Below are 18,733 nucleotides of genomic sequence, written 5' to 3'. Positions count from 1 at the left end.
GCTTAAGGCAGGTAGACGTGGAAGGGCGAAAATGGTTCGCCAACATCGCCTTTACGCACCTTATCCCACATCAAATCTTCCCGTTGCTGGGCTTCGTTCAGGGCTGCCATCGGAATGACGGCCGTCAGGACCAACGTTCCGTCGCCGCCGTACATGTCCAGTTTAACCGCCGGGTCGGCCTTCACGGCCGCAATGAAGTCGGCGACACGCCGGCGCGCGATTGCGTCGGCATCTTCAGTGCCTTTTCCGTCCTTGCTGCATTGCTCGATATAGGGTTGCGCCGAAATATCGACCGGCACATCCCTTGCTGGCTGTGTCCTGAGATCATGGATATAGGCGATGCAGTTCGGAACGACGAGTTTTGCACTGGGGCTGGTAAGTACGATCGTACCGCCCCTAAGATATGTGCGCACAGCGTCGATATCATGATCGCTGAACTCATCCTTGGGTGCATGTAGAAACTTGGCTTGCCCGACCAGGACGGAAATTCCGATATCTAACTGCGAATAGGAAATGCCGTCATCGGATCGGTCAATTTCCAGGGACACGCGCGGCTTGCTGTCGTCACCGATCGTATGGTCCAAATTGCGCGCGTCTTCCGCGGTGACCAGACGAAACGGGGCATAGGCAACCATCTGTGTGGCATAGATGTCCATGTCGGAGCCGTTCTTCATGGCTCGAATGGATATGTTCTGCACCTTATCATGCAGGCCGCCCCATATCGCCTTTTCGTGCTTTTCCAGCCACCAATTGTAGTTGTAGGCATTAAAGGCCGCTGCAATGGTGACAAGCGCCAAGCCGGCAATGACAAATAAATTACGCCTTCCAACGGGCGGGCTTACGGCAACGGCCAGCGCGACGGCAAAGCCTGCCGCAGCAAAGATGAAGTGATTGGCCGATTGCGTAGACAAGATATAGGACGAAGCTACACCGGCAAATATCAGCATGATCGCGCTGAAAATCCAGGCAAGAACCTTTGCCGCTGCGGTCATATCTTCCCCTTATGGTGCGTAATTGTGGAACAGCGAAAAAGGCTCGCCCACCTCGCCCTTTCGCTCCTTGTCCAGCATCCGGTTCTCGCTTTGCAGAGCGTCATCGAGTGCCGCCGTCGGATAGATCGCGGTGGCCACCAACTGCCCGCCGGCCCCGTACATATCCATCCGAACAGGGTCGCTGGCGGTCACGGCCGCTAGGAAGTAGGAGATGCGTGATTTCACCGCAGCGCTCGGTTTGGTGTCATAGGGTCCCTTGGGGTCGGGACACGTATCCAGAAAGCCATTGCTGTAATATCCGAGCGGAACATCCCCTCCCGGATCTGACCTGAGGTTCGCAAGGTCGTCGCTACAAATCAACCAGGCAAGCTGCGCCCGCTTGGTGGTTAGAACCACCCTTCCCCCCACCAGATATTTGCGTGCGGCATCAAAATCATGATTGGCGAATTCGTCTTTGGGCGCGTGCAGTAAACTCGACTGTGCGACCAGAACAGTCAGTCTCACCGCTATATGTCGAGCTGACTTGTCATTGGCGCTCCGGCTGATATCAAGCGAAGCCCGCGGCTTATCGTAATTGTCCGACAGACCATTACTGGCCTTCAGCTCGGCAGGTGTAAGCACGCGGAAAGGCGGGTAAGCCGTCACCTGCGGTGCATCAATCCTAAGATAGCCATAATTTACCGCCTCACGCGGCGCGACATTTAGCCCGACATGAATATACATATTCTGGACCTGATCGCGCAGTCCGACGACCATCGCGACGCGGTGTCTCTCGCGCCAAAAGTCGTAGTTGAGGGCGGCAAAAACGCTCGCGACCGCAACCATGATCACGCCGACAATAACAAAGAGATTGCGCTTTCCCATCGGCGGATTAACGACAATGGCCAACACGACCGCCCACCCCGCAAGCAGCCAGACGCAGACACTAAGCTCCGCCTTGGGTACAATCATGCACCCTGCAAGCAGCCCCGCGACGATCAGCACCGCAACACTGAGAAGCCAGGTCAGGATTTTCGCCGCGATAGCCATGTTTCCCCCTGACACGCTATAGTGTGTGAAGCTTGGCCGGATTAGGCAACTGAATTCGCATTCCCGTCAATGCACTCGGATGATCTGTGCACGCGCGCGGCGCCATCTGTGGATGACTCTATTCCTTTCGTACAATGCCCTATTTTTAATGCCGGGAGGCATAAAAACCACTCAGTGTCGTCACCAAAGCCTGCACATTGTCGAAGGCCTTGGTGACTCCATTGGCGGACGCGCTGCCGCCCTCGCAAACGGCCGTCATTTGCGCCGCTATGACACTGCCGGGAGGAACGGTTTCGAAATCGCTGTCGGCATCCTGATAAGGTATGTTTCTGAGCAGTTTGCCGGAGGCATCATAGTTTTGCCGCAACTTGTCGTCGGCCGTATGATTTTTACAGTTAAAGCGCGCGACGGCCAGAGCATATTTGGTCGTGCCGTCATAACGTAGCCCGTTATAGATGACGACGATCAGGGCCGACTTTTTATTGTCGCCCAAGTCCTTGACCGAATCCATGTCGACGGCGCTGAACATGGTGTCGTCCGGCCCCAGCGCCATATAATAGGTGTTGGCCTGAGCGGGCACGACGGCCCCTGTCAGCGCAAGGGCGGCGAAGGCGGCGACACAGGTTTTGGCGTACGATATCTTTTTCATGTCACCGGTTTACGCGCCCCGTCGCGGCCGGGTCAAGCGTTACAGTCGACGGCACGCCAATCTAAGGCTGAACCGCGCCCGCTGCCGGCCAATCGCTATCGCTGACCCGCGTCAGGGTCATGTCGACAACCGTCTTCGGCTCCTGCCCAGTCACGACATAGGCCTGGACCTCGTGCCACTTGCCGTCGGTCAAGGTAATGGTGCTGACGATATTGGCATTCGGCCCGGCGGGAATCGACCAGATGGCGCCGGTGTCGGTCGGCGTCCAGTCATAGGTACCGGAAAACCCGCCATTATAGGCGCGGAACTCATACTTGCTGGTTTGAGCGTTGAACGACAGCACGCCGAACGCGTTGAAGGCTACGCTGCCGTCGTCCTTATAGCCGCGGCCCTCGATGACCAATACGTCACCGCCCAACATGGCGCCGATGCGTTCCGTCTGGGTCACCTTGAACGGCACGCCGCCGAAACCGACGCCGCTGGCCTCCCCTTTCCACACGCCTTTCATGGCAGCCATCTTGGCCATGGCTTCGGCATTAGCGGCGGGCTTGGTGGCTTCTTGGGCCACGGCGGCACCTGAGAAAACTAAAGTAACGGCGGCAGCGGTGATCATGGTTTTCGACATCGGTCGTCCCTCATATCTGAATGAGCAACGCTACCACGCCGGATGCGACTCCGCTTGAAGGAATCGGACATCGCCGGCGGTTTCCAGCAAGTTCCTGTGGCGTATCTGCGCCAGGTAGGCATGGACCAGTTGCGGCGACATGCCGAACACCGCCTTCATCTCGCGGGTAAAATGCGGCTGATCGGCAAAGCCGTGGTCCGCGGACACGGCCGCCACCTGGCCGCGTTGCAGATAGACCAGATCGACACAGGCCCGCCGCACCCGGCGCAGCCGCGAAAACGCCTTGGGCGTCAGACCGGTCTCCGCCACGAAGCGCCGGCGCAATTGCCGGGCGCCGACGCCGAAACCGTCCATCATATCCCGCAGAGCGACCGCGCCATCGCTGGCGATCAAGGCGTCGGCCAGGCCGCACACGGCCCCATCGAGCCGCTCAGTTTGAGTCGCCCAGGACATCGCCAGGATTTCGAACGCGCGGGCAAAGCCCGCGAGCCCGCCCGTCATATCCATAACCGCCACAGCACGCGCCAAGTCCGGCGCCACCTCGGCCAGCGATAGTCGTTTTTCGACAAGTCCCGCAATGTCGATGCCGAGACAGGCACGCACGCCCCCGGCCCGAAAGCGCAAGCCTTGATAGCGAGCGTCCTTTTCCACGATCAGGCGCCGCGCCGTAAGCGAAGGCCCTGCCAGGGTGACGGTGCGCCCGCCCTTGGCCGCCTGGGTCACCGACAAGGTCGTCGTCCCGTCCGGCACGATGACATGATCAAGGCTTGACGGGTCATGCGCTTCCAGCGAAAACGCCCAAAAGCGCTCAATAAAAGGTGCGAACGACGGTGACGGGGCGACTTCCTCATAGATCATCGCATGATCCTGGCGACAAATACGCCGTTGTAAAGCGCTCTAATGAAAAAACGCCCTTTCACCCTTGACTTGCCGCGATCTATGAGTATGTTCCGCCCCTCTCGTTTACGCGCGTCCCGTGACGCCCCGCACCTCAAGGACTTTAGCCATGGCTAAGCCAGCCTCCATCAAGATCCGCCTGAACTCGACGGCGGATACCGGCTTCTTCTACGTCACCAAGAAGAACGCTCGCACCAAGACCGAAAAGATGGTGCTGAAGAAGTACGATCCGGTCGTGCGCAAGCATGTCGAATTCAAGGAAGGCAAGATCAAGTAGATCTGCCTTTTCGCAAGATTGTCCTTGAGCACATCCCCCCCGCTCAAGGGCTGAACGAAGCCGCGCCTGAGTCCCCCCTTATCTCGGCGCGGCTTTTTTGCGTCTGTATGCCGGGAAATCCTACATAACGATCTTTGTAAGATGACAGGGCGGCAAGTTGGGATAAGGTTCAGTCGTCTTTTAAAACCCGCTGCCCCAAATGAAAGGGACACCCGATGAAACGCCTTCTTGCCCTCACTCCGCTTTTTCTGGCCTTGTCGCTCTGTCCCGCCGCGGGTCAGGCTCAGACGGCGTCCTCGTCTTCTTCGTCCTCGGACGACGGCCCCAATCTGGTCGAGGCCATGTCGAACCTGATGGTCGTCACCTATGCCTGTCAGGAGGTCAACGGCCTCGACAACTACACCCAGGCCAAGACCATGTCGCATACCCTGTTCGAAAAGATCATCGATACCGCGACCGCGGATCAGTTCGTCATCGTCGCCGAGGGCAATGCCAAGTCCGCCTGCCCCGACACCAAGACCTGCTGGCAGTCTTTCCTCGACGATGGCGTCGCGGCGACGCCTGCCAACGGCAAGACAGCCTGCGAAACCTATACCAACCTTGCCGCCGGCATGGCGTCGGACCTGCTTGACAAGGAAACCGGCGGTTCGTCGTCCAGCAGTTAAGCGGCCGCGCGGACCACGACCTTGTTGCGGCCGGACTGCTTGGCTTCGTAGACGCCCTCATCCGCCCGCTTGAGCAGGCTTTCCGGCGAATCACCCAGACCCTGCGCCGTCGCTACCCCGACGGAGACCGTCACCGTCAAGGAGCGGCCGTCCGACAGCTGGAACGGCGTGTCCGCCACCTGGCTGCGCACGCGTTCGGCAATATGAAGCGCGTCGGGCCCATCGGTTTCCGGCATCAGGACGACAAATTCCTCACCACCGAAACGGCAGGCCATGTCGATAGCGCGAACGTTCTGGCTGAGGCGGCGGGCGAATTCGCGGATGACCTCATCGCCGCCGTCGTGGCCGAACGTATCATTGACCCGCTTGAACAGGTCGATATCCAGCATCAGAACCGACAACGGCTGGGCATTCTTGATATGGCGCGCTAGCAAGACACTAAGCTGATGGTCGAGGAAGCGGCGGTTGTTCAATCCGGTCAAAGGATCCGTGACCGCCAGCTCCAGCGAACGGTCGAGCGTAGTGCGCAGGAAGTCGCCGTAGCGCTTGCGCTTGATCTGGGTGCGGGCGCGGATACGCAATTCCTGCATGTCCACCGGACGCGGAATGACGTCATTGACCCCCAGTTCGAGGGCCTTCAGCATCTGCTTGCGTTCGTCGGGATTGACGATGGCCAGGACCGCGCGTTGCCGGGTCACTTCGTTGGTGCGCAGATGCGCCACCCACCGCAAGGCATCGAACGATTTGGCGGTCAAATTGATAACGATCAGATCGACACGGCCGGTGGCGACCTTCATCGCCTGTTCGGGATCGGTCAAATAGGCGCAGCGATGATCTTCGCCCAATTGCACCATCATGCGCTCGGCCTGACGGACATTGTCGTCGAGGATCAACACATTGCCCGTGGCTGAAATCTGGCGCTGATATAAAGCATTGTCGACCAGGCCGACACGACGACTCGAGGCTTCGCGCGTACGCAGGTCGTCGACCATCTGTTTCAGCCGCACCAGGGCTTGCAGGCGCGCCATCAGGATAACGTCGTCGAACGGCTTGGTGAGGAAATCGTCGGCGCCGGCTTCCAGGCCCGACAAACGGTCGTCGCGGCCGTCAAGCGCCGTGATCAGGATAATCGGAATATGCCGTGTCTCGGGATTGTCCTTGAGCTGGCGGCAAACTTCGTAGCCGTCGATCTCCGGCATCATGACATCCAGCAGAATGATATCCGGCTGGTGCTCGACCGCCATCAGAATAGCTTGCTGGCCGTTGTGAGCCGACAGCACTTCATAATAATCAGCCTCGAGCTTGGCTTGAAGCAGCCTGACATTGGCGGGAATGTCGTCGACGATCAGAACGCGGGCGGTCATTGGGCTTACCCTAAATAACGGCGCACCGTGTCGAGGAAATGCGTGACCGAGATCGGCTTCGAGATATAGGCCTCGCAGCCACCCTCGCGGATACGTTCCTCGTCGCCCTTCATAGCGAAGGCCGTGACGGCCACCACCGGGATGTGCGACAACTCGTCGTCCTCTTTCAGCCACTTGGTGACTTCGAGACCGGAGATTTCAGGCAGTTGGATATCCATCAGGATCAGGTCGGGGCGATGCTTGCGGGCAAGGGTCAGCGCGGACAGGCCTTCGCCTGTCTGAAAGGTTTCATAGCCCTGCGCATCCAGCAGGTCGTGAAACAACTTCATGTTCAGTTCGTTGTCTTCGACAATGAGAACTTTTTTGTGCGTCATCCAGGCTACCCTTGACCCTATCTGTGGGCCGAAATCCATCTATTTTGTGGCGAATCGCTCTGGCGTGGCGATTCTGCGTTTGTCTGCGCTGAAACTACACGGACTCTCTTAAGCCGAGGTGAAGGGAAAGGTAACAAGAGGTAAAAGGAAAGGTAACAGAAGGTAAACAGTGTCAGCGCTCAAGCGCCAGCTAAGGCTCGCCGCAACGGCGGCGGTCGGCCGTCACTCTTGCCAAATCCGAACGGTTCGGAGTGAGCGCAACGCCAAAACTGGCTTTTAGAGGCCTTGATATGCGGTAATATAATAATACGACACTCCGAATCGATCTAAAAAGCCAACAAATTCAACGGCACTCCGAATAAAGCGGGGACTATATGGCTGAATCTACTCCGAATCTCCCACCGACCCCGGCGCCGACAGCGACAGCGCAGTTTTGCAGTGCCCTGCGGCTTGTGAATCGGCTATAGGTCGGCATCGCATCTGAGGACCTGCCATGTCGAACCCCGAACTGAATCTCCGCGCCCTCGGGCTCGACCTGCCGACGCCGTCGGCGCCCGTCGCCAACTATGTGACCTTCGTCCGGACCGGTAACCACGTCCATATCTCGGGACAGGTCTCGACCGCGGCCAATGGCGGCATCAAGGGTACGGTCGGCGCCGACCTGACGCTGGAAGACGGTGTCGAGGCCGCCAAGCTATGCGCCATCAACCTGCTGGCTCAGATGAAGGCGGCCGCCGGCGGCGACCTCGAAAACGTCGTCCGCGTCATCAAGCTCAATGCCTTCGTCCAGGCCGGTCCCGACTTTTATGATATACCGAAGGTCGTCAATGGCTGCTCGGACCTGATGGTCGCCGTCCTGGGCGACGCCGGCCGCCACGCCCGTTCGGCCGTTGGCATGTACAAGATTCCGCTGGGCTTCGCTGTCGAAATCGACGCCCTGATCGAGGTCAAGGATTTCCGACGCTAAGTATTTGTATGGGGGGAGTATAGAGTGATTATTGGTATCGATTTAGGTACAACCAACTCTGCTGTCGCTGTGTTTCGCGACGGCAAGGCGGAATTGATTCCCAACAGCCTCGGCCATAATCTGACGCCCTCGGCGGTCGGGCTGGACGATAATGGCGACCTGCTGGTCGGCCTGCCGGCGCGTGAACGGCAATCGACCCATCCCAATCTGACGGCGACAACCTTCAAGCGCTATATGGGCTCGCGCCGCAGCACGCGCCTGGGCAAGAAGGACTATTCCCCCGAAGAATTGTCAGCCCTGGTCCTGCGCAGCCTGAAGGCCGATGCCGAGGCGTTCCTGGGCGAACCGGTCACCGAGGCCGTTATTACCGTTCCCGCCTATTTCAACGACAAACAGCGCAAGGCGACACGCCGCGCCGGCGAACTGGCCGGGCTCAAGGTCGAACGCCTGCTCAACGAACCGACGGCGGCGGCCCTTGCCTACGGTATCCACCAATTGGACGACGAAGCCCGCTTCCTGGTCTTCGATCTGGGCGGCGGCACCTTCGATGTCTCGGTGCTGGAAATCTTCGAAGGCGTCATCGAGGTACGCGCCTCGACCGGCGACGCCCGTCTGGGGGGCGAGGATTTCAACGACCTGCTGGTCAAGGCGATGAAGGCGAAGCACGCCAAGGCGTGGGCGGTGAAATCCGGCGAAGAAGACGCCATGACGCAGACCCTGCGCGCCGCCGCCGAACGCGCCCGCCGCGCTCTGACCAGCCAGAACGCAGTAACGATGGGCGTAGTGTGGAAAGACAAGGCCTATAGCCTTGAGTTGACTGGCGACGACTTCGACACCATGGCCGCTCCCCTGATCGAACGCCTGCGCGAGCCAGTCCTGCGCTCCTTGCGCGACAGCGATATCCCCGTTGCCTCCTTGAACGAGATCGTCCTAGTCGGCGGCGCCACGCGCATGCCCGTGGTGCGCAAGGCGGTGACGCGCATGTTCGGCCGCTTTCCGGCCCAGACCGTCCACCCTGATGAAGCCGTCGCCCTGGGCGCGGCCGTGCAGGCTGGTCTCAAGGCGCGCGATGTCGCCCTGAAAGAGGTCGCCGTCACCGATGTCTGCCCGTTCAGCCTGGGCGTCGACATCGCCGAACGCGACGCGGCCGGCAATCTGCGTCGTGGCATCTTTTCGCCTATCCTGGAACGCAACATCACCGTGCCCGCCAGCCGCGTTAATACCTACCACACACTGGCGCCCGGCCAGGCCGTTGTTGAATTCAACATCTACCAGGGTGAGTCGCGCCAGGTCAGTGACAATGTTGCCTTGGGCAAGATCAGCATCCCCGTGCCGCCTAAACCCGCGGGCGAAGTCATGGTCGAATGCCGCTTTACCTACGACATCAACGGCCTGATCGAGATCGACGTCCACGTACCCATGACCGGCGAAAAACGACAACTGGTCATCGTCGATGACGACGGACCGTCGGGCGACACCCTGGAAAAACAGCGCCAGGCGTTGGCGGCGCTCAAGGTCCATCCCCGCGATAGTGACGCCAATCGCGCAGCGCTCGCCCGCGCCGCCCGCTGTTACGAGGACTTTCTCGGCGACAAACGCAGCGCCGTCAGCCAGTGGATTGGCCAGTTCGAGAGCGTCCTCGATGCTCAGGAGCCGCGCGCCATCGAAAAGGCGCGCGCCGAACTTTTGGCCGCCCTTGATCACCTCGAAGGCGATTCATGGCTCTGAGCGGCATCTGGAAGACGCTCGGCATAGCGCGCACCGCCGACCGTGGGGACATCCGCCGCGCCTATGCCCGGCAACTCAAACTGACCAACCCGGAAGACGATCCCTCAGGCTTCCAAGCGCTCCGCGCTGCCTACGAGCGCGCCCTGGCGCAAGTCGGCAGGCCCGCCGCCGTCGACTTTTCCGACAATCTGGTGGCGGAGATCGAAACCTTTCACCTCGCTCCCGCCGGCGTCCCGGCCGTTGCGGAAGCTTCTGAAAAAGTCCGCGACGGCGTGCCGGATGCCTTGCCTGAAGCCCCGGCAGAGCCGTCGCCTGCCGCGCCACCAGCGCCCTCGCCTCACGACATCTTCCGCGCCGACCTGAACCGTCTCGAAGCCATAGCACGCAAAAAGGACAGCGCCCCCGAAGACCTGACCGACCTGTTCGCCAAGTTGGTCGCATCCCCGGCCATGGACGACATCGGCCTCCGGGTCGCCACCGAACAAAGACTGGCCAATCTCATCCTCCATCAAGCGCCGCGCGCCGACGCCCTAATACGTCCGGCCATGGAATTTTTCGGTTGGGAAAAAGCCGCGCGTCGGATCACTACGCCATGGTTCGTCGCGCCTATCCTGGGCCGCAACCGCGATCAAGGCGCCCTGAAGACGCTGAAGACGCCGGACAACGATCATGCTCGCGCGTGGCGCGAACTGACGGCGCCGCCGCGCCCCTTCGGCTGGCGACGGCGGCTGTTTGCCCCGGTTGCGGGCGATGTCCGCAATCTGCTGACCTATATTCGCCAGCACCACCCGACAATCGAAGGCGATCTCGACAAGGGCACGGTCGCCGCCTGGGACCGCTATTTCAACCGGCCGCACCTCGACGCCTGGACTTTATGGAACCTTATTCTCGCCCTGCCCTGCCTCATGCTGTGCAGCTGGCTGGTTTGGGGCGCTTCACCCGAACTTCTCCCGCTGGCGCTGTTTCCGGCCGCCGTGCCGGTCCTTGCGGCCGGGCTTCTTGTCCGGCATTTCGGCTATACCTGGCCGCGTCACCTGTGGCGGCAGAGGGCCCGCTTCACCGCCCCGCCCATCCTGCGTTACGGCTGGGCYGGCACTGGCCTGGCCGCCCTCATCCTCGCCGCGGCGCCACCGTCGTGGTTTGTGACTGCGGGCGCAGGCCTGCTTGCCTTGGCCACTCTGCTGTGGGCGGGGACGATCACTGAAAGCGACGGTCGCGAAGCCTGGGACATCCGCATGGTCCTCAACCAATTGCTCCTGATCCTGTGGTGGGGCGTTGGTCTGTGGCGCTTCGCACCGGAAACCGGGATCGCTATGTCGCTGGCCCTCGCCGCCTGTATCCTGGCCACCGGCGTCACCAAGATCACCCTGTTCCGCCTGTGGACCAACGTGCCGAAGGCACTTGGGCTTGCTATTATCGCTCTGCTGTTTCTGTCATGCATCGGCGGGATGGGCATCATGGTCGCCACTTTGCAGGATCCGGATCTGGCCATCTGGGCCTTCACAGCTGTCGCTGCCGTGATCCTGATCTATCGCGCCCCGCTGTTGCCTACCGTGCCAGCAGGCTGGGGTTTCCTGTGGCGCTTCGGTTGGCTCGGCGTGATCGCCTTCTCCCATGGCGCAGACGCTCTGAACATCCCCTGGTTCTTCCTCGGCGGCGTGGCCATGGTGGGGTGGACCTTTCTTAACCTGATCGGCCGATTCATCGCGGCAATTAAAGCGTGATCGGCCGGGACCGGCAGACCGTCACACGCCTGCGCACCTGTTGACAAGCTCTTGACTTGGTTGCAGTTTCAACCAAAGTACCACGGGAGTCCGTCATGGCCATAGCCACCGCAGAAGAGCGCACCAAGTATGACAAGGCGTTCCTGGGCCATCCCATCGGGCTGATTTACCTGGTCTTCGCCGAGGCCTTCGAGCGCTTCTCTTATTACGGCATGCGCGCCCTGCTGACCCTCTATCTGGCGCAACTTCTATTGCTGCCCGGCCATGTCGAGCATGTCATCGGCTTCGGCTGGTTCCATGACATGCTGGAACACGTCTATGGGCCGCTCAAGGTCGCCGGCATGACCTCGGTCATCGTCGGACTGTACGGCTTCACCTATCTGACTCCCTTGCTGGGCGGCTTCGTAGCCGACCAATGGCTTGGGCGACGCGCTACCATTACCATCGGCGCCATCATCATGGCGTTCGGCCATTTCCTGATGGCATTCGAGCAATCCTTCCTCATCGCCCTGGCCTGCATTCTGATCGGTGTCGGCTGTTTCAAGGGCAATATTTCCAGCCAGGTCGGCGCGCTGTATGGCAAGGACGATGTCCGCCGCGGCACGGCCTTCCAGATATTCTACCTGGTGTTCAGCATCGCCGTCATCGTCGCCCCGATCGTTTGCGGCACGCTCGGGCAAAAGATCGCCTGGCACTGGGGCTTCGGCGCCGCCGGCATCAGCATGGTGCTGGGCCTGCTGGTCTATCTCAGCGGCCGCAAATGGCTGCCCGAAGAACCGCCACGCACTACGGCCGCCCGCGATGCCGTGCCGGCCTTTGTCGAGGGCGATGGCCTCAAGGTCGCACTACTGCTGGTCCTCCTGCCGTTCATGGCGGTGGCGCTGGTCATGAACGAGCAGATTTTCAACAATTACCTGACCTGGGCCAATGACAATCTCAATTTTCACTTCTTCGGCCAGGACCTGCCGTCAAGCTGGCTGGTCTCGCTCGATGCCGGCATGTCGATGGTGTTCCTGACGGCTTCGATCGCCTTCTGGAAATGGTGGTCGACCAAGTGGAAAGAACCGGATGAAATGGCCAAGATCGCCTTTGCCGGCTTCTTCGCCGCGGCGGCGCCCCTGGCCCTGGCCGCGGCGGCCATGACGGTGACGCCGGGTCATAAGGCGTCCTTGTGGTGGGCGATCATCTTCGAAGCCCTGAACGACATCGGCTTTGCCAACCTGGTGCCGGTCGGCTTAGCCCTGTTCGCCCGCGTCGCCCCGCAAAGGGTCAACGGCACGCTCATCGGCGTTTATATGCTGACATTCTTCGGCGCCGACATGCTGGCAGGCGCCCTGGGGCAATATCTCGAACCACTCGGCGCCTTCAAGTTTTGGCTGCTGCATGCCGGTCTGGTCGGTGCCGCCGCAGTCGGCCTCTTTATCTTCTGGCGGCTGTTCCATCGTCAGATGGCGCCCTCCCCGGCCCTGGACGCCGCAGCCTAACCGTTTCAGTGCGTGCTGACCCAGGCGGCATCTAGCAAGGTGTCGAAAATCTCGCGGCGGTCGGCCGGCGTTTGCAGCCCGCCTGTGGCCCCTTGCAGGCGCGCCATGGTGGTCAGGACATGGGCTTGGGCCTGAACCGCCTTGTCGGCCAGGGCATAGGCCGACGGATCGCTGGTCATGTCGCCTTGGGCCAGAAGCGTGGCCGCCAGCAGGCTGTCGACACGTATGGCCGCGCTGGAATAGGGACTGAGCGGCTTAAGGATGGTCCGCGCCTGTTCGAGATCGGCGCGGGCGCCTGCGTAATCGCCTTTGTCATGCAACATGGTGGCGCGCAGCAGCAAGGCGTCGGCCGTTCGCGATGACGTCGGCGACGCCGTCAAACGCGTGGCCAGGACTTCGTCGACCAAGGCCTTGCCGCCGTCATAGTCGCCACTCTTGAACTTCAGATTGGCGATCCACGCTATGTAGGTCAGCGAGCGGTCGAAGGTGCGGTCCTTCTGTTTCAGAATGGTATCGAGTGCATTATTGGCCGCTTCCAGCGCCAACCGCGTCTCGCCCTGAGACGCATAGCTGTTGGACAGATCGTAATAGGCCCCGGACAACAACATCTGGCCCTTATCGCCCAGCGGCGCGAACATGGCCACGGCCTTAGCCTGCAGGGTTTGCGCCTCGGCATAGCGGCCCGTGTTCATATAGATCTGACCGAGGTTCTGGTAACCACGGCCGAGAATGACCGGCACCTGGGGTTGGGTGGCCTCGGAAATCTTCAGGGCACGCTGGAAATAGGTTTCGGCCTCGTCATAGCGCCCCATGCGGCGCAGGGCATCGCCGGCAACCCCCAGGGTGTCGGCCACATCCGGATGATCCGGCGCCTGCAATTTCGCCCGCACCTCCAGGGCTTGCGACGCCAGGTCGAAGGCCTTGTCGAAGTCGCCCAGCGTAATATCCATGTCGGCATAGTCGGTCAGAGACGACGCCAGGGCGACATTGGGCGCAACGTCCGGCCGGCGCATGATGACAATGCTTTTTTCGAAAGGTGCGCGGGCGTCGAGGAACTTGCCCTGGTATTTCAGCGCCAGAGCCAACATGCCATAGGCGGTCGCCGTTTGCGCCCAATCGTCGGGTGTCCTGGCCAATCGCTCCATATTGCCGGCCGCGTCCTGGGTCATGGCGACGGCCTTTGGAGCATCGGAGTCGAGATAGAGATTGGCCAATTCGGCTTCGGAAATATAGGTTTTGAAATCGTCCTTGCCGAGCGTCTTCAGGCGCTGATCATAGGCTTGCTGGCAATAGACATCGGCGCCCGGATCGTACATGCCGGTGCCCTGCTCACAAACGCTGGCCAGGGCATCGCCCAAGGCAACAGGATCGTGTCCGGCCTGGGCCAGGACGAGCGCCTTTTTCGTCAGGTCATATGCGCCCTGCAGATCACCACTGAGATCGAGCTTGTCGGCCTGGGCGATCAGGCCGGCCACGGTATCCGCGGCGTGCACCGAAGGTGCTGCCGCAGTCAGTACCAGAATCAGTCCCGTCATGGCGATGCGCATCGTGATCCCTCCCCCGGCCGTGACGAAATTAGACGCTGAGCCAACAGGCTTGTCAACTCTAACACGGCTATCGCGCTCTTGACTTTCGCGCACCGAAGGTCAAGCTGGCGCCAAATTTCCGGGGGTTGGGATGATCAAAGCTCTATGGCTGAGCCTTTTGCTGGCGGGTTTGTCCGTGCCGGCCATGGCGCAAACGCAAACCTCGCCTATGGAGGCGGCTTATCAGGCAGCGCAGTGGGCCGACCTGTCGGTAACCGCCCAGGCCCTGGCGCGCGGCGCCGCCCGCAAGTCGGCGCAGTCGCCGGAATTGCGCGACCTGATCGATCAGTTGATTACGGCCCGGCAACAATATGACGTGCTGGAATCGGCGGCCAACACGGCGCGCGGCGCCAGCGGCGACACCGCCGCCTACAAGGCGCGCTCCCTGACCGAGGCCGCAGACAAGGCCGACGCCGAGGTCCAACGCCTGGCTTTGCAATTGTCGCAGGACTATCCGGCGTACAACGCCCTAGTCGCCCCGTTCCCAATCAGCATCGCCGAGACCCAGGCCCTACTCGCACCCGACGAAGCCCTTGTGTTGATCCACCCGACAAGTAGCGGCACTTATATTTTCTGCCTGCGCCATGACAACGCCCAGTGGTATCGCACGGACGCCACCGCCGACGACCTGGCGACCGAAGTCGACAGCCTGCGGTTTGCGCTCGATCCGGGCCGCGACGCCTTACGCGGCAAGCCATCGGACAGTACCCTGCCGGCGGAATTCGTGTTTTCGCGCCAAACTGCGTACAACCTCTATCAGCAGGTCCTGGCGCCGGCCCAGCCGCTGCTAGCTGGCGCCAAGGTCGTCTATATTTCAGCCAGCGGCGGCTTGTCGTATCTGCCATTATCGGTCCTGGTCACCAAACCGCCGATCGGCGACGACCGTGATCCGAAGGCCATGCGTAAGACCGACTGGCTGGTCCGGTCCTACGCCCTGGCCACTCTTCCATCGGTCAACAGCCTGAAATTCCTCCGCCAGCACACGGGCGCCACCACCACCGGTACCGCCTTTATCGGCTTCGGCTCGCCCGACCTCAATGCGGCCGAGCGTGCCGACGATCTGCAGCCCCTGCCCGGCGCCAGGAGCGAATTGCTGGCCATGGCCGGCGTGTTCGCGCCCAATAAGGACAAGAGCGCTTCACCGCTTTATCTTGGCGCCATGGCTACGGAAAAGGCGCTTCGCGACAAGGACCTATCGCAAGTCCGCGTCCTGGCCTTCGCCACCCATGCCCTGCGCGCCGGCGATCTAGACGGATTGGAAGAACCAGCCTTGGTCCTGTCAGACGATGCCGCAGCCAAGGACGACAGTGACGATGACGGCCTGCTGACAGCTTCGGAAGCTGCCACCCTGCATCTCAATGCCGACTGGGTCATTCTGTCGGCGTGCAATACGGCGGCGGGGCGCAAAAAGGCCGGCGCTCAGGGCGACGAAGTCCTGTCCGGCCTGGCGCGCGGCTTCTTCGCCTCCGGCGCCCGCAGTCTGATCGTCTCGCACTGGAGGATCCAGGACGCCCAGGCGGCGCGCCTGACGGCGGCGGCGGTGCGCTACTATGTCGTCGACCACAAAGGCCGAGCCGAAGCCTTGCGGACGGCCATGCTGGATATGCTGAATGACCGTCACGATCCGCAATCGGCGCAACCGTCAAACTGGGGCGCCATGGTCGTCGTCGGCGAAGGACGCTAACCGATTGTGCAGCGCCGCAAGCGGTGTTAGCGTCCATCGACTCTCCCTCGCCGCCAGGACTCGACCATGCGCCTGAAATCCACACTGTTCGCCCTGCTGTCCTCGACCTGCCTCGCTGCGCCTGCGATAGCCGCCGACCATTCCGGTGATGGCGAACCGGCCTTCCGCGACCTCTATAAGGAACTTGTCGAAACCAATACCTCACTATCGGTCGGCAGTTGCACCGAAGCGGCGACCAAGATGGCGACACGCCTCAAGGCCGCCGGCTATAGCGACGACGACATCCACCTGTTTTCGACACCGGAACATCCGAAGGATGGCGGCCTGGTTGCCGTGCTGCATGGCACCGGTTCCAAGCAAAAAGCCATCCTGCTTCTGGCGCACCTCGATGTCGTCGAGGCCAAGCGCGAGGACTGGACGCGTGATCCCTTCACCCTGGTCGAGGAAGGTGGCTATTTCTACGGCCGCGGCACATCGGACGACAAGGCCCAGGCGGCCATCTTCACTGACCTTTTGATCCGCTACAAGCAGGAGGGTTACAAGCCCAAGCGCGATATCAAGCTGGCCCTGACCTGCGGCGAGGAAACCACCGGCTCTTTTAACGGCGCCGAATGGCTGGGGCAAAACCACAAGGATTGGATCGACGCGGCCTTCGCCATTAATGAAGGTGCCGATGGCGACCTCGACGAAAACGGCAAGCGGGTATCGATGAGCGTCGAGGCCGGCCAGAAGGTCTATCAGGACTTCACCGTGACCACGACCAATCCCGGCGGCCATTCCTCCCAGCCGGTACCCGACAACGCCATTTATGAGATGGCCGACGCCCTGAAGAAGGTCCAGGCCTACGAATTCCCCGTCATGCTGAACGACGCCACCCGCGCCTATTTCACGCGTATGGCGGCGATCAAGGGCGGGGATATCGGTGCGGCCATGACGGCCATCGTCAAGGATCCGACCGATGCCGCGGCCAATGCCGTGCTGTCCAAGGACAAGTACTATCATTCGATCCTGCGAACGACCTGTGTCGCCACCCTGATCAATGGCGGCCATGCGCCCAATGCCCTGCCGCAGACCGTCAAGACCAATATCAATTGCCGCATCTTCCCGGGCACGCCGATCGAGGATGTGCGCATGGCGCTGAGCAATGCCATCGGCGACCCCAAGGTGAGCGTGGAAACCTATGGCGACCTCAGCCCGGCCACGCCGTCGCCGGCGCTTGGACCCGACATTTTAAGCCCGATCGAGCAGGTCTCCGCCAAACTCTATCCCGGCACACCGGTCCTTCCGGTCATGGTTACCGGGGCGTCCGACGCCATCTACACCACGGCTGCCGGCATTCCGACCTATGGCTTTTCTGGCATTTTCGTCGATCCCGATGAAGGCAATATCCACGGCTTGAACGAACGTGTACGCGTCCAGTCCCTGATGGACGGGCGCAAATTCACCTATCAACTGATCAAGCTCTACGCCGACTAGAAATAATCTTGTGGCTTTCCGGCCGACCTACCATATGCAAGCGACATGACCTCCCCTGCCCTGACGCTGAAACTGCATAATTCGATCCAGGACATCGGCCAGGCCGTGTGGGACGACCTATGCCCGGACGATAACCCCTTCACTTCCTATGCCTATCTCGAGGCTCTGGAAGCCACGGCGTGCGTCGATCGCGCCAGTGGCTGGCAGCCGACCCATCTAACCCTGAGCGACGGCGATACAGTCGTCGGAGCCATGCCGCTCTATGTCAAATACCATTCGATGGGCGAATATGTCTTCGATCAGTCGTGGGCGCGCGCCTACGAACAGGCCGGCGGCGACTATTATCCCAAGCTCCAGGCGGCCGTGCCGTTTACGCCGGTGACCGGCCCACGGCTATTGTCACCCGATCCAGATGTCCGCCGCGCCCTGGTCGAAGCCGCCGTCAAACTCTGCGAAAGCAACAAGCTGTCTTCCCTGCATGTCACTTTCCCGCTCGAAGACGAGTGGCTGACCATGGGCGAGATGGGACTGTTGCTGCGCCAGGACCAGCAGTTTTGGTGGGACAATGCCGATTACGCCACGTTTGACGACTTCCTGGCACAGCTGTCGTCCAACCGCCGCAAGGTCATTCGCCGCGAACGCCGCGACGTCCAGGCGGCACTGGATCTGCGCGCCATTACCGGCGCCGACATCACAGAGGAACATCTCGACCAGATCTACGCCTTTATCGAGTCGACCTATGACCGCAAATGGGGCGCCCCCTATCTGACGCGCGCCTTCTTTTCACGCGTTGCCCAGACCATGCGCGACCGTATCGTGCTGATCTTTGCCTATGACGGAGACCAGGCGGTCGCCGGCGCCATCAATTTCGTCGGCAACGAAACGCTCTATGGCCGGCAATGGGGCACTCTGATCGACGTGCCGTTCCTTCATTTCGAGGTCTGTTATTATCAGGCCATCGACTATGCCATTGCCCACGGTCTAAAGCGCGTCGAGGCCGGCACCCAGGGTGAGCACAAATTGTCGCGTGGCTATCTGCCCAACCCGGTCTACAGCGCCCACTATATCCGCGATCGCAGGCTGCGGGCACCGGTCGAATCCTTCCTGGAACGCGAGCGCGAGGCCGTGATCGAGCATATGCAGGCTCTGGAGGAAGAAGCCTCTCCCTTCAAGAAGGGTACGTGACGTGGTAGGATGGGTTAAAGGAAACGC

The 18,733-nt window shown here is 61.0% G+C and carries 17 protein-coding genes; 9 read left to right on the top strand and 8 right to left on the bottom strand.

What is annotated here, in order from left to right; all coding sequences use genetic code 11:
- Window positions 1-2: 2 nt before the first annotated feature.
- The 5 genes from AC1DX3_RS22330 to AC1DX3_RS22310 form a co-directional block, all read right to left on the bottom strand.
- The gene (locus AC1DX3_RS22330; protein WP_476991560.1) at window positions 3-992 is read right to left on the bottom strand and encodes a hypothetical protein; all 990 of its coding nucleotides are present in this window, start codon (window positions 990-992) and stop codon (window positions 3-5) included.
- Between the two features lie 9 nt (window positions 993-1,001).
- Window positions 1,002-2,021: a hypothetical protein gene (locus tag AC1DX3_RS22325; RefSeq protein WP_476991559.1), complete on the bottom strand. Its 1,020-nt coding sequence runs from the start codon at window positions 2,019-2,021 to the stop codon at window positions 1,002-1,004.
- Window positions 2,022-2,166: 145 nt separating this feature from the next.
- Window positions 2,167-2,670 carry a surface-adhesin E family protein gene (locus tag AC1DX3_RS22320; RefSeq protein WP_476991558.1) on the bottom strand — a complete coding sequence of 168 codons (504 nt, stop codon included), beginning with the start codon at window positions 2,668-2,670 and terminating at the stop codon, window positions 2,167-2,169.
- Between the two features lie 61 nt (window positions 2,671-2,731).
- Window positions 2,732-3,295 (bottom strand): DUF1579 domain-containing protein, encoded by a 564-nt coding sequence (locus AC1DX3_RS22315; protein ID WP_476991557.1) that lies wholly within the window; start codon window positions 3,293-3,295, stop codon window positions 2,732-2,734.
- A gap of 30 nt (window positions 3,296-3,325) precedes the next feature.
- Complete coding sequence (locus tag AC1DX3_RS22310) at window positions 3,326-4,153, bottom strand: helix-turn-helix domain-containing protein (protein WP_476991556.1); 828 nt, start codon at window positions 4,151-4,153, stop codon at window positions 3,326-3,328.
- 148 nt (window positions 4,154-4,301) lie between these two features.
- Here AC1DX3_RS22310 and rpmG point away from each other — a divergent pair, with 148 nt between their 5' ends.
- Together rpmG and AC1DX3_RS22300 are read left to right on the top strand one after the other, a co-directional pair.
- The gene (gene rpmG, locus AC1DX3_RS22305; RefSeq protein WP_018079812.1) at window positions 4,302-4,469 is read left to right on the top strand and encodes a 50S ribosomal protein L33; all 168 of its coding nucleotides are present in this window, start codon (window positions 4,302-4,304) and stop codon (window positions 4,467-4,469) included.
- 215 nt (window positions 4,470-4,684) lie between these two features.
- Window positions 4,685-5,134 (top strand): hypothetical protein, encoded by a 450-nt coding sequence (locus AC1DX3_RS22300; RefSeq protein WP_476991555.1) that lies wholly within the window; start codon window positions 4,685-4,687, stop codon window positions 5,132-5,134.
- Here AC1DX3_RS22300 and AC1DX3_RS22295 read toward each other — a convergent pair.
- Together AC1DX3_RS22295 and AC1DX3_RS22290 are read right to left on the bottom strand one after the other, a co-directional pair.
- A complete protein-coding gene (locus AC1DX3_RS22295; RefSeq protein ID WP_476991554.1) occupies window positions 5,131-6,498 on the bottom strand; it encodes a PleD family two-component system response regulator in 1,368 nt (455 codons plus the stop codon). The genes AC1DX3_RS22300 and AC1DX3_RS22295 overlap by 4 nt on opposite strands.
- 5 nt (window positions 6,499-6,503) lie before the next feature.
- The gene (locus AC1DX3_RS22290) at window positions 6,504-6,872 is read right to left on the bottom strand and encodes a response regulator (RefSeq protein WP_476991553.1); all 369 of its coding nucleotides are present in this window, start codon (window positions 6,870-6,872) and stop codon (window positions 6,504-6,506) included.
- Window positions 6,873-7,365: 493 nt separating this feature from the next.
- Between AC1DX3_RS22290 and AC1DX3_RS22285 the strand changes: the two genes are divergently transcribed.
- The 4 genes from AC1DX3_RS22285 to AC1DX3_RS22270 all read left to right on the top strand — a co-directional run bounded on the left by AC1DX3_RS22285 (window position 7,366) and on the right by AC1DX3_RS22270 (window position 12,775).
- Window positions 7,366-7,839 carry a RidA family protein gene (locus tag AC1DX3_RS22285; protein WP_476991552.1) on the top strand — a complete coding sequence of 158 codons (474 nt, stop codon included), beginning with the start codon at window positions 7,366-7,368 and terminating at the stop codon, window positions 7,837-7,839.
- A gap of 24 nt (window positions 7,840-7,863) precedes the next feature.
- The gene (locus AC1DX3_RS22280) at window positions 7,864-9,567 is read left to right on the top strand and encodes an Hsp70 family protein (protein ID WP_476991551.1); all 1,704 of its coding nucleotides are present in this window, start codon (window positions 7,864-7,866) and stop codon (window positions 9,565-9,567) included.
- On the top strand, window positions 9,558-11,291 hold the full coding sequence (locus tag AC1DX3_RS22275) for a hypothetical protein (protein ID WP_476991550.1): 1,734 nt from the start codon (window positions 9,558-9,560) through the stop codon (window positions 11,289-11,291). Before AC1DX3_RS22280 ends, AC1DX3_RS22275 begins: the two co-directional genes overlap by 10 nt.
- A gap of 95 nt (window positions 11,292-11,386) precedes the next feature.
- Window positions 11,387-12,775 (top strand): peptide MFS transporter, encoded by a 1,389-nt coding sequence (locus AC1DX3_RS22270; protein ID WP_476991549.1) that lies wholly within the window; start codon window positions 11,387-11,389, stop codon window positions 12,773-12,775.
- Between the two features lie 5 nt (window positions 12,776-12,780).
- On the opposite strand, the gene AC1DX3_RS22265 is transcribed toward AC1DX3_RS22270, so the two are convergent.
- Complete coding sequence (locus AC1DX3_RS22265) at window positions 12,781-14,322, bottom strand: tetratricopeptide repeat protein (protein WP_476991548.1); 1,542 nt, start codon at window positions 14,320-14,322, stop codon at window positions 12,781-12,783.
- Window positions 14,323-14,452: 130 nt separating this feature from the next.
- Between AC1DX3_RS22265 and AC1DX3_RS22260 the strand changes: the two genes are divergently transcribed.
- The 3 genes from AC1DX3_RS22260 to AC1DX3_RS22250 all read left to right on the top strand — a co-directional run bounded on the left by AC1DX3_RS22260 (window position 14,453) and on the right by AC1DX3_RS22250 (window position 18,706).
- Entirely contained in the window at window positions 14,453-16,045 is a 1,593-nt protein-coding gene (locus AC1DX3_RS22260; RefSeq protein ID WP_476991547.1) for a CHAT domain-containing protein, read from the top strand.
- 66 nt (window positions 16,046-16,111) lie between these two features.
- Entirely contained in the window at window positions 16,112-17,521 is a 1,410-nt protein-coding gene (locus tag AC1DX3_RS22255) for a M20/M25/M40 family metallo-hydrolase (RefSeq protein ID WP_476991546.1), read from the top strand.
- 45 nt (window positions 17,522-17,566) lie between these two features.
- Window positions 17,567-18,706 carry a GNAT family N-acetyltransferase gene (locus AC1DX3_RS22250; RefSeq protein WP_476991545.1) on the top strand — a complete coding sequence of 380 codons (1,140 nt, stop codon included), beginning with the start codon at window positions 17,567-17,569 and terminating at the stop codon, window positions 18,704-18,706.
- Window positions 18,707-18,733 lie beyond the last annotated feature (27 nt).

The organism is Asticcacaulis sp. P2_B1, from assembly GCF_056404915.1.
Note: the sequence above shows the minus strand (reverse complement) of the source record. Positions and strands in the feature narration are given on the sequence as shown.

Excerpts from the sequence above, each read along its gene's own strand:
- AC1DX3_RS22250 (WP_476991545.1), top strand. The coding sequence starts at position 17,567 with ATGACCTCCCCTGCCCTGACGCTGAAACTGCATAATTCGATCCAGGAC.
- AC1DX3_RS22300 (WP_476991555.1), top strand. The coding sequence starts at position 4,685 with ATGAAACGCCTTCTTGCCCTCACTCCGCTTTTTCTGGCCTTGTCGCTC.
- AC1DX3_RS22285 (WP_476991552.1), top strand. The coding sequence starts at position 7,366 with ATGTCGAACCCCGAACTGAATCTCCGCGCCCTCGGGCTCGACCTGCCG.
- rpmG (WP_018079812.1), top strand. The coding sequence starts at position 4,302 with ATGGCTAAGCCAGCCTCCATCAAGATCCGCCTGAACTCGACGGCGGAT.
- AC1DX3_RS22260 (WP_476991547.1), top strand. The coding sequence starts at position 14,453 with ATGATCAAAGCTCTATGGCTGAGCCTTTTGCTGGCGGGTTTGTCCGTG.
- AC1DX3_RS22330 (WP_476991560.1), bottom strand. The coding sequence starts at position 992 with ATGACCGCAGCGGCAAAGGTTCTTGCCTGGATTTTCAGCGCGATCATG.
- AC1DX3_RS22255 (WP_476991546.1), top strand. The coding sequence starts at position 16,112 with ATGCGCCTGAAATCCACACTGTTCGCCCTGCTGTCCTCGACCTGCCTC.
- AC1DX3_RS22290 (WP_476991553.1), bottom strand. The coding sequence starts at position 6,872 with ATGACGCACAAAAAAGTTCTCATTGTCGAAGACAACGAACTGAACATG.
- AC1DX3_RS22270 (WP_476991549.1), top strand. The coding sequence starts at position 11,387 with ATGGCCATAGCCACCGCAGAAGAGCGCACCAAGTATGACAAGGCGTTC.
- AC1DX3_RS22265 (WP_476991548.1), bottom strand. The coding sequence starts at position 14,322 with ATGCGCATCGCCATGACGGGACTGATTCTGGTACTGACTGCGGCAGCA.
- AC1DX3_RS22320 (WP_476991558.1), bottom strand. The coding sequence starts at position 2,670 with ATGAAAAAGATATCGTACGCCAAAACCTGTGTCGCCGCCTTCGCCGCC.
- AC1DX3_RS22295 (WP_476991554.1), bottom strand. The coding sequence starts at position 6,498 with ATGACCGCCCGCGTTCTGATCGTCGACGACATTCCCGCCAATGTCAGG.
- AC1DX3_RS22310 (WP_476991556.1), bottom strand. The coding sequence starts at position 4,153 with ATGATCTATGAGGAAGTCGCCCCGTCACCGTCGTTCGCACCTTTTATT.
- AC1DX3_RS22315 (WP_476991557.1), bottom strand. The coding sequence starts at position 3,295 with ATGTCGAAAACCATGATCACCGCTGCCGCCGTTACTTTAGTTTTCTCA.
- AC1DX3_RS22325 (WP_476991559.1), bottom strand. The coding sequence starts at position 2,021 with ATGGCTATCGCGGCGAAAATCCTGACCTGGCTTCTCAGTGTTGCGGTG.